The organism is Bacillus sp. 220_BSPC (genome assembly GCF_001054655.1).
Taxonomy (GTDB): Bacteria; Bacillota; Bacilli; order Bacillales; family DSM-1321; genus Peribacillus; species Peribacillus frigoritolerans.
This window is the reverse complement of record NZ_JVPL01000103.1, coordinates 1-16,015: the sequence shown is the minus strand read 5'-3', so window position 1 is coordinate 16,015 and position 16,015 is coordinate 1. Positions and strand designations below refer to the sequence as shown.

At 41.4% G+C, this 16,015-nt stretch carries 15 protein-coding genes; 13 read left to right on the top strand and 2 right to left on the bottom strand.

Features of this window, described 5'->3' with window-relative positions:
• The first annotated feature begins 211 nt into the window (after positions 1 to 211).
• Positions 212 to 907 carry a class I SAM-dependent methyltransferase gene (locus ADA55_RS06810; protein WP_048681040.1) on the top strand — a complete coding sequence of 232 codons (696 nt, stop codon included), beginning with the start codon at positions 212 to 214 and terminating at the stop codon, positions 905 to 907.
• Positions 907 to 1,602, top strand: a complete 696-nt coding sequence (locus ADA55_RS06805) for an AIM24 family protein (RefSeq protein ID WP_048681037.1) — start codon at positions 907 to 909, stop codon at positions 1,600 to 1,602. Before ADA55_RS06810 ends, ADA55_RS06805 begins: the two co-directional genes overlap by 1 nt.
• Positions 1,603 to 1,710: 108 nt before the next feature.
• Here the strand turns inward: ADA55_RS06805 and metA are convergent, their stop codons facing one another.
• A complete protein-coding gene (metA, locus tag ADA55_RS06800) occupies positions 1,711 to 2,619 on the bottom strand; it encodes a homoserine O-acetyltransferase MetA (protein ID WP_034307589.1) in 909 nt (302 codons plus the stop codon).
• Between the two features lie 167 nt (positions 2,620 to 2,786).
• Here metA and ADA55_RS06795 point away from each other — a divergent pair, with 167 nt between their 5' ends.
• The 9 genes from ADA55_RS06795 (at position 2,787) to ADA55_RS06755 (ending at position 12,111) form a co-directional block, all read left to right on the top strand.
• Positions 2,787 to 3,320 carry a hypothetical protein gene (locus ADA55_RS06795; protein WP_048681034.1) on the top strand — a complete coding sequence of 178 codons (534 nt, stop codon included), beginning with the start codon at positions 2,787 to 2,789 and terminating at the stop codon, positions 3,318 to 3,320.
• A gap of 78 nt (positions 3,321 to 3,398) precedes the next feature.
• The gene (locus ADA55_RS06790) at positions 3,399 to 3,875 is read left to right on the top strand and encodes a glutathione peroxidase (protein WP_034307586.1); all 477 of its coding nucleotides are present in this window, start codon (positions 3,399 to 3,401) and stop codon (positions 3,873 to 3,875) included.
• Positions 3,876 to 4,016: 141 nt separating this feature from the next.
• Complete coding sequence (locus tag ADA55_RS06785; protein ID WP_048681030.1) at positions 4,017 to 4,862, top strand: DegV family protein; 846 nt, start codon at positions 4,017 to 4,019, stop codon at positions 4,860 to 4,862.
• A gap of 53 nt (positions 4,863 to 4,915) precedes the next feature.
• Positions 4,916 to 5,560 carry an HD domain-containing protein gene (locus ADA55_RS06780; RefSeq protein ID WP_048681027.1) on the top strand — a complete coding sequence of 215 codons (645 nt, stop codon included), beginning with the start codon at positions 4,916 to 4,918 and terminating at the stop codon, positions 5,558 to 5,560.
• Positions 5,557 to 7,434: an ABC-F family ATP-binding cassette domain-containing protein gene (locus ADA55_RS06775; protein ID WP_048681024.1), complete on the top strand. Its 1,878-nt coding sequence runs from the start codon at positions 5,557 to 5,559 to the stop codon at positions 7,432 to 7,434. Before ADA55_RS06780 ends, ADA55_RS06775 begins: the two co-directional genes overlap by 4 nt.
• 130 nt (positions 7,435 to 7,564) lie before the next feature.
• Complete coding sequence (locus ADA55_RS06770) at positions 7,565 to 8,701, top strand: conserved virulence factor C family protein (RefSeq protein WP_048681019.1); 1,137 nt, start codon at positions 7,565 to 7,567, stop codon at positions 8,699 to 8,701.
• Between the two features lie 267 nt (positions 8,702 to 8,968).
• On the top strand, positions 8,969 to 10,654 hold the full coding sequence (gene ilvD / locus ADA55_RS06765) for a dihydroxy-acid dehydratase (RefSeq protein ID WP_396020428.1): 1,686 nt from the start codon (positions 8,969 to 8,971) through the stop codon (positions 10,652 to 10,654).
• A 172-nt stretch (positions 10,655 to 10,826) separates the two neighbouring features.
• Positions 10,827 to 11,255, top strand: coding sequence for a BrxA/BrxB family bacilliredoxin (locus tag ADA55_RS06760; RefSeq protein ID WP_048681014.1), 429 nt, complete (start codon positions 10,827 to 10,829; stop codon positions 11,253 to 11,255).
• Positions 11,256 to 11,331: 76 nt separating this feature from the next.
• Positions 11,332 to 12,111: a class I SAM-dependent methyltransferase gene (locus tag ADA55_RS06755; protein ID WP_048681009.1), complete on the top strand. Its 780-nt coding sequence runs from the start codon at positions 11,332 to 11,334 to the stop codon at positions 12,109 to 12,111.
• Here ADA55_RS06755 and ggt read toward each other — a convergent pair whose 3' ends face one another.
• Complete coding sequence (gene ggt / locus ADA55_RS06750) at positions 12,112 to 13,800, bottom strand: gamma-glutamyltransferase (RefSeq protein ID WP_226990428.1); 1,689 nt, start codon at positions 13,798 to 13,800, stop codon at positions 12,112 to 12,114.
• A 435-nt stretch (positions 13,801 to 14,235) separates the two neighbouring features.
• Between ggt and ADA55_RS06745 the strand changes: the two genes are divergently transcribed.
• A complete protein-coding gene (locus tag ADA55_RS06745) occupies positions 14,236 to 14,853 on the top strand; it encodes a YpjP family protein (protein ID WP_048681006.1) in 618 nt (205 codons plus the stop codon).
• 196 nt (positions 14,854 to 15,049) lie between these two features.
• Positions 15,050 to 15,820, top strand: coding sequence for a TerC family protein (locus ADA55_RS06740; RefSeq protein WP_048681001.1), 771 nt, complete (start codon positions 15,050 to 15,052; stop codon positions 15,818 to 15,820).
• Positions 15,821 to 16,015: the final 195 nt, after the last annotated feature.

The following is a 16,015-nucleotide window of genomic DNA, read 5'->3' as shown; positions in this document are numbered from 1 at the left end:
GGCTCCCGGACCGCCCGCGGAAAGCGAGTGCCTGGAGTGGAAATCAACGTCCAATAAGTTGTACAGGGGAGTGACGTTTTAAAAGAGGATTTTTTGATTATGAACAGAATAGCTATAAAGAGGCCCCGGTATTTTAATTCGGGAAAACGAAGTGTTTTTGTGTTTTTCAGTAACTTATTGATTAGGGGTTAAATGGGAGGGTGAATTTCTTATGAATATACATACATGGCATAAAGAGTCGGAAAAGGAATGGGATGTTTTTGCACCTATGTGGGCGAAGAATTCGCAAGAAATGTGGGAAACGGGGAGTCGGAAAAACATCATTCCCTTCTTTTCTGAATATGTACCTTCGGGAGTGAGGGTGGCTGACATAGGCTGTGGAGATGGAGTTGGTTCCTTGAAATTGGCCGAAGCGGGATTTAAAGTAACTGGAGTTGATTTATCCAATGTGATGATTGAATTTGCAAAGGGGAAAACCGCTCAACAACCAGGACTTTCTTTCCTGCAAGGGGATTTTTATAACCTTCCCTTCGAAGATGAAGAAATGGATGCGGCAATGGTCATTAATTCTTTGGAATATACGGGTGAACCTTTAACGGTGATGAAGGAAATTCAACGGGTAATTAAGCCTGGAGGTTATGTCTGTTTTGGAATACTTGGTCCAACAGCTGAGCCACGAAAAAAATTCAGCTTCCACCGGTTATTAGGAGATAAAGTCATCATGAATACCATGCAGCCGTGGGAATTTGAAAAAATGGCTTTAGAAACGGGATGGAAGGCAGTGGCTGATACCGGCGTAGCAAAGAGAGGGGTGGACTATACAAAGCTCGGACATTTTTCAAAGGAATTAAAGCAAGCTGTATCGTTCATGTGGCTTTTCCTCCTTCAAAAAGAGGTAGGGCAGTGATGGAGAAGTATCAAATCGATCAATTTGTTGAAAAGACGAAACAGCAGGATAAAGGGCAAGGTTTATTTGAACTTGAAACGGAACGAATTCTGGAGATTAATTTGGTAAAGCAGATTTGGGCAAAAATGGGAACGATGGTTTCTTATCGCGGCAACATTAAATTCGAGCGGGAAGGTATTTTGGAGCATGGTTTTGGTAAACTCTTTAAAAAAGCCTTAACCGGTGAGGGTGCATCCCTGATGAAAGCGACCGGAAGCGGCAAGCTATACGTCGCGGATCAAGGGAAGAAGATTTCCATTTTACAGTTAAATGGTGAATCGATCTGTGTTAACGGAAATGATTTACTCGCATTTGAGCCGGGGATTTCATGGGATATAAAAATGATGCGGCGCATTGCCGGGTTATTGGCGGGCGGATTGTTCAACGTAAGGCTCGAGGGGAGAGGCATGGTCGCATTCACTTCCCATTATGAGCCTCTTACTTTAATGGTGGAACCTGAAAATCCGGTTTATACCGACCCGAATGCCACAGTAGCTTGGTCAGGGGAATTGCAGCCTGAATTCGTAACGGATGTTTCATTGAAGTCGTTTTTTGGAAGGGGAAGCGGCGAATCCGTTCAAATGAAATTCGAAGGACAAGGATTTGTGGTGGTCCAACCTTTTGAAGAGGTATATTTCGGTAATAAGGAATCATGAAACAAACAACCTGAGTCAGCTACTCAGGTTGTTTCCCATGATGATCGGATGTGTCTGCCATAAAAAAGCGATTCATTTCAAAGTGAAAGCTTCTTTTTTCTTACCCTTTCAATCCCACTCATAAGGGGTTGATTGGTAGACATAATAATTCAGCCAATTCGAGAACATCAGGCTGCAATGGCTCTTCCAGCGGTGAAGAGGTATCCTGGTCGGATCGTTATCAGGAAAGTAATTTTCAGGGAGTTGAGTATTGATCCCGCGTTCCCTATCGCGCTTGTATTCTTCACCAAGGGTATCGGCATCATACTCGAAATGGCCGGTAACCATAATTCTTTTTCCATCAACTGAAGCAGCCATCAATACACCAGCTTGATCGGACTGTGCGAGAACCTTCAATTCAGGATGGTTAACTAATTTTTGATAGTCAATATCCGTATAGCGTGAATGAGGGGCCATAAAATAATCATCGAATCCGCGGACTAGATTTTCATTCGGTTCAAGGACCTCATGAGTGTATACCCCGAAGCATTTCTCTGGAAGTTCGTATTTGCCTATTCCATAATGATGGTACAGGGCAGCTTGTGCCCCCCAACAGATATGTAGGGTGGATGTGACATTTTCACTTGACCAGTTCATGATGCTCTGGAGTTCTTCCCAATAATTAACGTCTGAAAATTCCAGCTTTTCCACTGGAGCGCCTGTAATGATCAAGCCGTCATATTTCTTCGTGCGAATATCATTGAATGATTTGTAAAATTGATCTAAATGAAATTTACTTGTGTTCTTTGATTCATGTGTGCTTAAGCGCAGGAATGATATATTTACTTGAATGGGAGTATTGCCAAGAAAGCGCAGTAACTGGGCCTCCGTTTTTTCTTTCTCTGGCATTAGGTTTAAAATTAATATATTCAATGGACGGATTTCCTGATTGGTAGCTCTTTCCTCATCCATTACGAAGATATTTTCCTGTTCTAAAATTTCCCTTGCTGGCAGTTGTTCCGGAATTCTGATTGGCATGATTAGCCTCCTTCTTCAAAAATCATAATATTTTAATTATATAGAAAATTATTGAATAGAAAAGCTATTTTAATAATTTCTTGTAAATCCCGAAGGAAATGGCCTGGGAATGGTAAAATGGGAAGATCGGAAAACATTAACTATGAAGTTGGAGAGGTGTTTGGAGATTGTTTGATCCTACAGCATTTGAAAACATGAAAGTGGTATTGGAAGGAGCGGTTTACGATCGTGACTTCATTGGGGATATATTGGTCATAAACCGAGATGATATAGTGAATCTCTCAACCATGTCCAGATCATATAAGATCGAGATGGAATTGAAAAACCCAATCGCGCCCATTTCGATTAGCGGTGCCATTGAGCTACACGCTTCCCTACATAACCTAAGTTCGGAGTTACTCGATGCAGCCATTGATGATACGCATTCAGGCTGCACGGTCAATATATTCATTTCTTTTCCTAAAAAGCTTGATGAAGTGAATGCTGAACAATTGTTGAATGATCTGGAAAAAATTTGGGGAGATCAGAGAATCATTTCAGTGACGACCAGTGAAACGGTCAGTAAAAAAAAGCAAACCATTACTTCTTCTATATATAAAATTTCATTTGGAAGGCTTGTAAGAGAAGAGCAAATGGATGATTTGGAAGACATGGTAGAGTATTTGATTCAATCCATACAAGCAGTGAAGATTCCGGGATGATAGGAAAAGGATTAAAGTTGGTAAACCTACCTTTAAATACGGTAAAATGAATCATCATACTAAAGGGAGAGATCATACATGTCCATTTACGAATTTGAAGTCAATAAAATCAATGGCGAAACCATCTCGCTTGAGGAATATAAAGGGAAAGTGATGATTATAGTGAATACCGCAAGCAAATGCGGTTTTTCGCCACAGTATGATGATTTGCAAAGTCTGTATGTGCAATATAAAGAGGATGGGGTAGTCGTGCTTGGTTTTCCGTGTAATCAGTTTTTGAATCAGGAGCCTGGTGATGATCTGGAAATCGATTCATACTGCAAATTGAATCATGGTGTAACATTCCCGATGTTCGCAAAAGTGAATGTCAAAGGAAAGGAAGCCCACCCCTTATTCAGCTATCTGACTGAAAATGCTCCTGGAGTGATGGGGTCCAAATCGATAAAATGGAATTTTACAAAGTTCTTGATTGATCGTAATGGAAATATCGTCAGCCGGTTTGCACCTAAAACAAAACCTCTGGAAATGGAAGAAGATATAAAAAAATTAATATGAAGTATGAAATCGAGTCCAACGGAAAGTTTCAGTTGGGCTCTTTTTTTGAGGGAAGATATTTATTGCATGCATCCGTTTTTAAAAGGGGACAGATGGTTGGGATATTGAATATAATAGAAGACACAAATGAGGGGGGAAACCATGGAACGAATTGCATGGGTAACAGATAGTACGGGAACTTTAGATGAAGAATTATCATTGAATGAACATGTATACGTCGTTCCGATGGTCGTCATCATCGATGGGAAGGAATATGAAGATGGCGTCGACCTATTACCTGAGGAATTATACCGGCGGATGGGTGAGGAAAAAATCACAGCCACCACGTCACAGCCCTCGGTCGGCCGATTCCAGGAATTATATAAGGAGCTTGAAAAACGCTATGATCGAATCATAGCCGTACATCTTTCCAGTGAATTGAGCGGGACGGTTTCTGCGAGCAGGCAAGCTGCACAAATGGTTACGATCCCTGTTGACGTTTTTGATACTTTACTTATTTCCTTTCCAATGCTATTAATCTTGAAACGGCTCATGCATTATATTGAGAATGGCGATTCCATCAATGAAGCATTCGTCAAAACGAGAATGTATGCGGATAACCATGAGACCTATGTAATGATAGGCTCTTTAGATCAGCTGCATCGCAGCGGCAGGTTAACAAACGCACAGTATATTCTAGGAAGCCTATTGAGCTTTAAACCCATCATTTCAATCGAAAATGGTGTGCTCCATACTAAATCTAAACCTCGGAACCTTAAAAAAGCGGAAAAACAGATCTTCACTGATTTTCACAGATCAGTCGAAGCGGGAAAAGTAAAAGAATGCACCATATTATATGGTGGAGTGTCGGAGCAGGCACAAAAATGGAAAAAGAGGATTTCCGAAGAATTCCCTCATGTGTTGACCCATGTATCCCCACTGGGGAGCGCCATCGGGGTGCATACCGGTGAACAGACGATTGGGCTCAGTTGGTTCAATGAAGATTAAAGCACACCATTATTGAGAACCATGGTAAAATAGAAAGGACATGGAGTGGTGAAATGAAACAAACGATGATTGAGTTAACGGAGAAGTATGTATATGACCAACTGAATTCTGATGCCAGCGGCCATGATTGGTTCCATATCGATCGTGTTCGTAAGCTGGCTTTACATATTGCAAAAGAAGAACGAGAAGGAAATGAGTTCATCATTGAAATGGCGGCTCTGCTTCATGATATCCCTGATGATAAACTAAACCAGGAAGCCGATGGGGGCTGGAAAAAGCTTGATGCTTGGTTTGATGAAATAAAGTTGGATATTGATAGTGTTGATGCCATTAAACAGATCATCCATACAATTTCATTTAGTGCAGGGCAGTTGAGGCTACCTTCGATAGAGGCTGAAATTGTTCAGGATGCGGACCGCTTGGATGCTATTGGTGCCATAGGCATAGCCAGGACATTTGCATTTGGCGGTAAGAAGGGACAGCTTATGTATGATCCTTCATTGCCCATTAGGGAAAACATGACCAAGAAGGAATACAGGAATGGCAAAAGCTCTTCCATTCATCACTTTCATGAAAAATTATTGCGCTTGCAAGATATGCTTAATACTTGTACAGCCAAGAAGATTGCTAGTGAAAGGCATGAATATATGGTAGGATTTTTAGAGGAATTTAATAAGGAATGGGATGTACGATTATGAAAGTTTTTAGCATGGAACATGTAATGAAAACCCAAGGGGAAAAGCTGCTTTTTAAAGATGTCTCTTTTTCCATTACCGAAGGGGAAAAAATCGGGATCGTTGGGATAAACGGTACCGGTAAATCGACATTATTGAATATCATCGCAGGGCTGGAAGACAGTGATTTAGGAACGAAGGATCATCCCAATGATTATACGATTTCCTATCTGTCCCAAGATCCGCATTTTGATGAGAAATTGACGATCATGGAATATATGTATGAAAGTTCAACACCTGTATTTTCGTTGATTAAAGAGTATGAAAAGACGCTCATTCAACTTCAAGTAGACCCGCAGAATAGCGCAATACAGGACCGTTTGTTAAAACAGCAGCAGGATATGGACACGCTAGGCGCCTGGGATACAAGTGCCAATGCCAGAACGATACTGACCAAGCTTGGTCTTCCTGATCATTCAAGGAGACTGGGGGAACTGTCAGGCGGCCAAAAAAAACGTGCGGCCCTTGCAAAAACCTTGATTGAGACCCCTGATTTATTGATTTTGGATGAGCCTACGAACCATCTCGATTTTGAAAGCATCACTTGGCTTGAAGAATATTTAGGTAAATATCAAAAATCCGTTTTATTTGTAACCCATGATCGATATTTCCTTGATCGTGTTTCCAATAAGATTTGGGAAATTGCCCAGACCCAGCTTTTCGAATACAAAGGAAACTATGCGGATTATTTAGAATCAAAGGCCATTCGTGAAGAGAATGAATCGGCTGAAAGAACGAAAAAGGAAAGTCTATTCAAAAAAGAACTGGCCTGGATCCGTAAAGGTGCAAAGGCTCGGACCACGAAACAAAAGGCCAGGATCCAACGCTTCGAAACATTGGAATCAGGTGTAAAGGATAAGCAGAAAACCGAGAACCTGGAAATGGAATTAAGCGGTGCCCGTCTTGGGAAAAAAGTACTTGAGATGCAGGATGTATCTAAATCCTTCGGTGATCGAACCATCATCAACCATTTTTCCTTCCTCTTCAAACCAGGTGATCGAATTGGGATCGTCGGTAATAATGGCAGCGGAAAGTCAACCTTGTTGAATATCCTGGCAGGTAGGGAATCCATAGATGAAGGAAACCTGGAAAAAGGGCAAACCGTGAAAATAGGATACTATACGCAAGAAAGCGTCGATATGGATGAGAATTTGCGCATGATAGAGTATATTCGGGAAACGGCGGATTCAATCGCCCTTAAAGATGGTAGTTTCATATCGGCTGCGCAGATGCTTGAAAGGTTCTTATTTCCAATGGGATCGCATGGGACGCCAATTCGTAAGCTGTCCGGTGGGGAGAAAAGGCGATTATATCTCCTTAACATATTGATGTCGGCACCTAATGTCCTGCTTTTGGATGAACCGACGAATGATTTGGACACGCAAACCTTGACCGTTCTTGAGGATTATTTAGAAACATTTTCAGGTGTAGTCATTACTGTATCACATGATAGGTATTTCTTGGATAAAACGTGCCACCAGCTTCTTGTTTTCAAGAATAAAGGTGACATTGACTTCTATTACGGCTCTTATTCAGAGTTCTTGGAAGACAAGACGGAAGAGGCTGTGCCAGTAAAAGCACCAGAGCCACAGATGAACCGGACCGAAAAGAAAAAGAAAAAACTAACCTATGCGGAAAGTAAGGAATGGGAAGAGATAGAAGGGAACATGGAGCGGGCCGAGCAGCGCTTGAAAGACATTACATCAGAAATGTCAGCAGCGGGAAGCGATTTTGAAAAAGTCCGACTGCTTCTTGAAGAAGAAAAGGAACTAACGGATAAATTAGACCATTTGATGGAAAGATGGGCGTATTTAGCGGAAAAATTGGAAGAAGAATGAGCGTGGTGACTGGTCCAAGGAAGTAAACTTGGATCAGTCTTTTTTTTGCCAATCTCAATTGCATGAGAATCTGTTGCCGATGTGATAATATCTAGTACATGGAAACGTCTTGTAAAAGGAGAGAAATGCATTGAAAATTAAGTCGATAGAACCTACACCAAGTCCGAATACAATGAAAATCAATTTAACAGAAGAGCTATTAGCTGGTAAAAGCAATAATTATAAGAAAGATCAAGCTGACCAGGCACCCAAGCTGATAAGGGATTTATTTACGATCGAGGGAGTGAAAGGGGTATATCATGTTGCGGACTTCTTAGCCGTTGAGCGAAACGCGAAATATGATTGGAAAGATATCTTGGTCCAAATCCGTCAGGTTTTTGGTGAAAAAACCGAGGAACAAAATCAACAAGCGGCATTAAATGAACATTACGGTGAAGTAACTGTTGCCATTCAACAATTCAAGGGCATTCCGATGCAAATTAAAGCAAGTGATAGTCAACACGAAAAACGTTTTGCCTTACCGGAATATTTCATAAAGGGCATTGCCGCTGCCCAAAAAGAAGATGATAATGTAGTCCTGCTTCGAAAATGGAAGGATTATGGCGTAAGATATGGTGATATGGAAGATATCGTGAAGGAAGTATCGGATGAACTGATCGCAGCTTATCCGGAAGATCGAATTAATCGGCTAGTTGCAGCCGCAAAAGAAATGGTCGATACGAAGGAAGCAATTTTGAAACGTCCAAAAATTAAACTGACTGCAGAAATGCTGAATGATGAAAGCTGGGAAAAGCGTTATCAGGCTTTAGAACAAATGGAAGATCCTACGGTTGATGATATTCCAGTATTGGATATGGCACTCTCCGACAGTAAAGTCTCCATTCGAAGGCTCGCGGTAGTATACTTGGGTATGATTGAAGATAGAAAAGTGCTTCCGAGCTTGTATAAAGCCTTGAAAGATAAAAGCGCGGCCGTAAGACGTACGGCTGGTGATTGTTTATCAGATCTTGGCTTTGAAGAAGCGATGGGAGAAATGTCTCAATCACTTTCGGATAAAAATAAATTGGTTAGATGGCGGGCCGCGATGTTTTTATACGAAGTGGGAAATGAAACGACCCTCCCTTATCTTAAACAAGCGGAACAGGATCCTGAATTCGAAGTGGCACTGCAGGTCAAGATGGCCATAGACCGTATAGAAAATGGCGAAGAAGCAAAAGGTTCGGTTTGGAAGCAAATGACAGAATCAAGACAAGCGAATGACAAGTGATTTGAAATGACCCAGGAAAAAGGCATGCGGCTGATATAATCCGCATGCCTTTTTATTTTTTTAGGATCATTTCCAATCGTTTGAAAGGGGTTCACCTGAGATCGAATCTATAAATTGGAACTCTATTATTTTAGTAAAATGATTTTTGTAGATATTTAGTGAAGAATGGTTGCATTTGTCTATAAATATGTTAGAATTTTTAGAGTATACTAAAAATTATATTATTCTGAATCATTAAACATTTAGCGGAAATTGGGGGTACAACAAATGTCTACATCAAATATGAGAAGTGACATGATTACAAAAGGGGTCGATCGAGCTCCACATAGAAGTCTGTTGCGGGCAGCAGGGGTTAAAGAAGAAGATTTCGGTAAACCGTTCATCGCGGTTTGTAATTCATACATCGATATCGTTCCAGGTCATGTACACCTTCAGGAATTCGGAAAAATAGTGAAGGAAGCGATTCGCGAAGCGGGCGGTGTTCCTTTCGAATTTAATACGATCGGGGTAGACGATGGAATTGCAATGGGTCATATTGGTATGCGCTATTCCTTGCCAAGCCGTGAAATCATCGCAGATTCCGTGGAAACTGTTGTATCGGCACATTGGTTTGACGGTATGGTGTGCATTCCAAACTGTGACAAGATAACGCCTGGAATGATGATGGGAGCACTTCGTGTCAATATTCCTACGATATTCGTAAGCGGCGGACCCATGAAAGCAGGTAAAGATAAAAATGGTAAATCTCTTTCATTAACATCCGTTTTTGAAGGGGTGGGTGCTTATCAAGCAGGTAATATCAATGAAGAGGATTTGCAGGAGATCGAGCAAGTTGCATGCCCTACTTGCGGTTCTTGTTCAGGAATGTTCACAGCAAACTCCATGAACTGCCTGGCTGAAGGATTGGGACTTGCGCTACCGGGAAATGGAACGATTTTGGCGGTAGCCGAAGAACGTAAGGAATTCGTTAAGAAATCCGCTAAACAGTTGATGGAGATAATCAAACAGGATATCAAGCCTCGTGATATCGTGACGATTGATGCAATTGATAACGCATTTGCCTTGGATATGGCGATGGGCGGTTCGACGAACACCGTGCTTCATACGCTTGCATTGGCACATGAAGCAGGTTTTGAATATCCGATGGAACGCATAAATGAAATAGCTAACCGCGTACCGCATCTAGCGAAAATTGCACCGGCATCCGATTACCATATTGAAGATGTACATAATGCCGGTGGTGTAAGTGCCGTCATTAATGAGTTACTCAAAAAACCAGGTGCGTTTAATGGAGATTGCCTTTCTGTCTCAGGTAAGACGCTCCGCGAAAATGTTGCCGGTTGTGAAATATTGGACAAGGATGTAATCCATCCATTGGATAATCCGCATTCTGAGCGTGGCGGGCTTGCGGTATTGTTCGGTAACCTTGCTCCTCAAGGCTCCATCGTAAAAGTGGGCGCCGTTGACGCATCAGTTGGTGGCTATCACAGGGGTCCGGCCATTTGTTTCGATTCCCAGGAAGATGCACTTTCCGGAATCATTACCGGAAAGGTTAAAGAAGGGGATGTAGTGGTCATTCGTTACGAAGGGCCTAAAGGTGGGCCGGGAATGCCGGAAATGTTGGCACCCACTTCCCAAATCGTCGGGAGGGGACTTGGAGCGAAAGTCGGTTTGATCACTGATGGCCGCTTTTCAGGAGCATCCCGAGGCATCAGCATTGGTCATATATCCCCCGAAGCAGCTGAGGGAGGCCCGATCGCCTTTGTTGAAGATGGAGATATCATCGAATTGGATTTGAATAATCGTAAAATCCAATTGGAAATTTCCGATGAAGAATTCGAAAAACGCAAAGCCAACTGGAAAGGCTTCGAGTCAAAGGTTAGGACTGGCTATTTAGCACGGTATTCCAAACTTGTGACGAATGCCAGTTCAGGCGGAGTGATGAAAGTTTAAGTTTAAAGGGAAGACTAAAACATGGTGGCAGAAGGAAACTGGATTCTGTCACCATGTTTCTTTGTGAAGAAAAATGAAATTTTACAAAGCTTTAAGCGTCATTTTTGCATATGCACTGAAGAATATAGTATCATTATACTAATTGAAGAATTGTAACCAAGGAGGTTTTTTTATGTCGATGGCATATGATGAATATATGAAACAAATGGTGAAACCAATGCGTGCGGAACTGGTGCAGGCAGGTTTTAATGAGCTGGAATCCGCTGAAGCGGTTGAAAACTTTATGGAATCGGTGGAAGGTACGACACTTGTGGTCGTGAATTCAGTTTGCGGCTGTGCTGCCGGGTTAGCCCGTCCAGCTGCTACTCAAGCCGTACTCCAAGCGGACAATAAGCCAGATCATTTGGTAACTGTATTTGCAGGCCAAGATAAGGAAGCGACAGCTAAAATGCGCGAATACTTCGATGGAATAGAACCTTCTTCACCATCCATGGCTCTTTTAAAGGGCAAAGAGGTCGTACATTTCATTCCTCGCCATGATATAGAAGGACAGCCAATGGAAGCCATCATGGAAAATTTATTGGCAGCGTTCAGTAAGTAAATAAGTGATGAAGCGGAATGTCCTGGAAACAGGGCATTCTTTTCAAATTTCAAGAGAGTATGAAGGGGTAGGATTCATGTTTGTCACAACAGTAGGAAGAGCCGATAAAGAAACGATGATATTAGCCAAAAGGTTAGCTGAAGAATTGCAAATCCCCTTTATAGCAAGAAGAAAACGATCGGTGAGAGATATCCAAGCGGAACATAATGAAGATGATTGCCTTGTTTTTGGTAAAAAGCGGATGGAGTTATTTCGATACCAGGAAAAAGAACCATTCTTTTTTCATCCGAACCTGGCGATGATCCGTATAAAAAGAATAATGCGCGGAGAGAGTGATCCATTTCTCATTGCCGGAGATATAAATGAAGGGAACGCTGTGCTTGATTGCACCTTGGGATTGGGCTCTGATGCAATTGTCGCAAGTTTCGCAGTGGGTGAACATGGACAGGTTGTCGGATTGGAAGGAAATCAATATTTGGCCTTGCTCGTGGACCGTGGAATGAAAACATGGGAGGATGCAGAAGAAAAAATGATTTCTGCGATGAGAAGAATAGAGGTCAGGCAGGGTGACCATTACGAAATATTGAAAACATTGCCGGATAATCATTTTGATGTCGTATATTTCGATCCCATGTTTGAAGAAACGATTCAGGAATCGAATGGTATCAGGGGACTGACTCATTTTGCGGATGGTAAGGATCTATCGGTTGAAATAATGAAAGAAGCCATGCGGGTTGCGCGCAAGAGAGTCGTGTTGAAAGACCATTACCGCAGCTCCCGCTTTGAGGAATATGGATTTGAGGTAATAAAAAGAAAAACATCCAAATTCCATTTTGGCTTCATTTCCATCCAGTGATCACGATTTATAATCTGTTTCTTCCAGACCCATGGCACAGCCTTCCCGGCTTGAATCGGCAGCACCATAGTTCGAGCCATCAGGGTTGATTTGAATCGCTTGTACATTCCCTATTGAGTGGGGAACTTCATTAAAGGCGAAGCCCATTGCTTCCAAGTGGCCTTTGCTAGTCATATCCATTCCAGGCTCCCATTCAATATGAGGTCCCATCGGAGTGAAAATTCTAGGTTCTTCGATGGCTGCTTTCAAATCCATTTTTAAATCGAGTACATTAATGATCGTTTGTACGACTGAACTGATGATGGTTGGTCCTCCTGGTGACCCTAACGTCAAGATTGGCTCGCCTTCTTTAAAGATGATGGTCGGACTTTTACAGCTGACTGGGCGTTTATTGGGCTGCACTTCATTCATGCCGCCTGGAATGGAATCAAAATCAGTCAGTTCGTTATTCAGCATGAAACCATAGTCGGAAACCATGATGCCTGATCCGAATGGATGTTCCACTGTAGAAGTGCATGCTGCGATATTACCCCATCTGTCACGGACAGTGAAGTGCGTCGTTTCACTGATCTCTTCTTCATTAGGCTGAGGAATGACTTCCCTTTGCTTCACGGAATCATAAATCCAAGGGTTTCCGAAGTCAATGGCATTATTTCTCGACTTGAAATTAATGAATGAGCGGCGTTTAGCTATATACTCATCATTCATGAGACCCGCCAATGGCAATTCGGCAAATTCGGGATCAGCGAGAAATGCTTTTTTATCTGTAAATGCCAGACGCATCGCTTCTGCGATTAAATAATATTTTTCCCAAGAACGGGCGTCATATTGTTCGATTTGGAAGCTTTCCAAAATTTTCAGGATTTGGATGACCGTGAATCCGCCGGCACTTGGCGCATATGATGAAGCAATTAAATAATCCTTATAAGTCCCATACATTGGTACATCGATAGTAGCTTTATAGTCCTTTAGATCAGAAAGCTCCATGAACCCTCCAAGTTCTTGTATGCAGGAAATGATGCCCTCCCCGATTTCACCTTCATAAAAAGCGGAAATTCCTTCACGTTGTAATATCCGATAGGTATTCGCCAATTTTTCTTTAATCAGCAAATCGCCATCCTGATAGGGTTTTCCGTTTGGTATGAAGAACTTACGCGCTTCATCGCCCAATCGATATTCAAAGTTTTTAAGAGCATCGCATAGAACCCAATTGACTGGAACTCCTTTTTCAGCAAATTCAATGGAAGGCTCGATAAGTTCAGCCAATGGCTTGCTGCCATTTTCGGCGAGTGCTTCATCCATAGCTTTCAGTATTCCAGGAATGCCAACCGCTGTTGCTTTGATAGATCTCTCTTTAAAAGGGATGACTTCCCCTTTTTCATCAAGAAACATGTCTCGATGTGCGGCTTTAGGTGCCCTTACATGGCCGTCGTATATTTTCGTTTTCTTATCTTTTGCATTATATACCATAAGAAAACCACTTCCGCCGATACCAGTCATCATTGGTTCAACAACATTTAGGGCAAATTGGATGGCGACGGCCGCATCGACAGCATTTCCACCTTCACGTAATATTTTTTCCCCTATGGAAGTTGCTACAGGGTGAGCTGTAACGACCATTCCGGCGCTCCCTTTCGCAGTTTCCCTTTTGTAATCCTTATCTTTTATCTTTTCATTGTTGTTTTCCAAAATGATTCCTCCATTATTCAGTCCTTTTATCTGCCAAAAAGGTAAACTTATGTTTGAGTGAAAAGAAAACCTTGTCATTGTAGAAAAATGACAAGGAGATTTTTCGTAGGTATTCATTTATTCTTAATCAGCAAATGATAAATATACGAAAAATGCTAATGTTACAAGACATAAAGCCACCATGGCAGTCGAAGCCATATAAGACCCCTCCTTAAAAAGACTTGAATCTAATTAATTTCTCCAAAAATCGTCAAAATCCTTCATTTAAATGTAAATTTATTGATATTTATTAAAAAGTTCGAGTTCATAAACGTTATATAGGTATTTATCCTTTTTTTTTATTTTTAAAACATGGGTAACTATATATTCGTAATTACCAAAAAATAAAAGTATACTAAATATAAAGACAATACAAAAAAGAAGGGGGAGTGTGAGTTGAAAGCAGCGGTATGGTTCAGGAAAAGTCTCGTCATTTTAGTATCCGTTTTGACGTTTGGTCTTGTTACTCCTTCAGATCTGGCGTGGTTAGCGGAAGCCGATTCGTTAAAGGATACTAAAAAAGGCTTAGTGGAGGAAGAGGGATTAGCTTATCTTCCTTCGCAGGATTCGACTGAACTTGAAGAGGTATTCAACCGGGAGGAGTTTTTATCGGACATCCTGAATAAGGCAGAGGAAAACGCATTTATGAAATTTGGCGATAAGATCAATCCAAAAATTGGCGATGAGTTCAAAATGGTCATATTACCAAAAATGGAAGAAGCCATTACAGAAATGGCTACACAATTTCCAGATGAAAAATTACAGCAATTGACCATCACTGAGCAGCCGAGTGCCGGCAGGGCCGAGAAAATATTCCATATTTATGATTCAAACAGCGGCAAGGATATCATCAGATTCCATGTCAGGCAGGAAAATCCACCACTGGAGGGACATTGGTTCGATTTTCACTATCATACCTATCATGATTCATTTGCCACCCATTATAATATAGGGAAAATATATTGGGATAAAAATACGCCTCCAGAGTGGACGAGTAAACAAAAGCTCTCATAGTGGTTGGGTTCGTTGATTTTATTTAAGTGGAAGAGTATGATTAAATGAAACGATAATAAGCATCGAATGATACGTTGTCCTGCAACGTATTTATTTTGTGTTTAAACTTAAAGTAAAGTTTTTTTCATAACTGGGAACAATGTTATTTTAAAAGGTTTTCTAATTTTGCTGTTATAGGAACAGAGGAGTCTTTATCATGTCAGAGTTGCTAAATAACATCGTGCAAACGTATGCTCAATTTTTTGACTGGCATATGTGGGTGGAGGTTTTATCCGACCCTGTGAGCTGGGGGTTGATCGGGACGCTCGTCTTAATGGAAGGATTGCTATCAGCGGATAACGCACTGGTATTAGCTGTAATGGTGAGGCACCTTCCGGAAAAACAACGGAAAAAAGCATTATTTTACGGTTTGTTAGGTGCTTATGCTTTTAGATTTATAGCGATTGGAATCGGTGTTTTCCTCATAAAGCTTTGGTGGGTGAAGGTGATTGGAGCCGCCTACCTTGGTTGGCTCTCGTTTAAATACTTTAGGGATAAAAGAAAAAAACAAGCTGGGATCGACGAAGATATCCAGGGAATGAGTAAAAACAGCATACTGATCCGTATGTTTGGTACTTTTTGGGGAACGGTTGCGGCAGTGGAATTGATGGATATAGCGTTTTCAGTCGATAGTGTCTTGGCCGCTTTCGGGGTGAGTGAAAAAGTCTGGGTCCTTTTGACAGGCGGAATGATTGGTGTCTTGATGATGCGGGGAGTGGCCGGAGTATTTCTAAAATTGATAGATAAGGTTCCGGAATTGGAAACTGCCGCTTATGTCCTTATCGGATTCATTGCTATAAAAATGTTAATGGCAGTTGCTGGGATCGAAATCCCGCCTGCGATCTTTTTTGCCTTTATTTTACTGATTTTCGGCACTACAATCGTGTATCATTTGAAGAAAGGGAAAAAGGTCAAGGAACATGGCTGAGTACCATTTAAAAAGCTGTCATCAAAATATAGTAGAAAATTGTCTTTTCAAGACAGATGTTACTTATAAAGAGTTAAGATTATCATCCTTTAATAAATGAATACATTGGAACTACGGGGGAGGAAAATTGAATATAGAAGTTGGATATTTCCCGAAGAGATATTATGACTCAAATCCTGATGCTGGAGGTTTTTT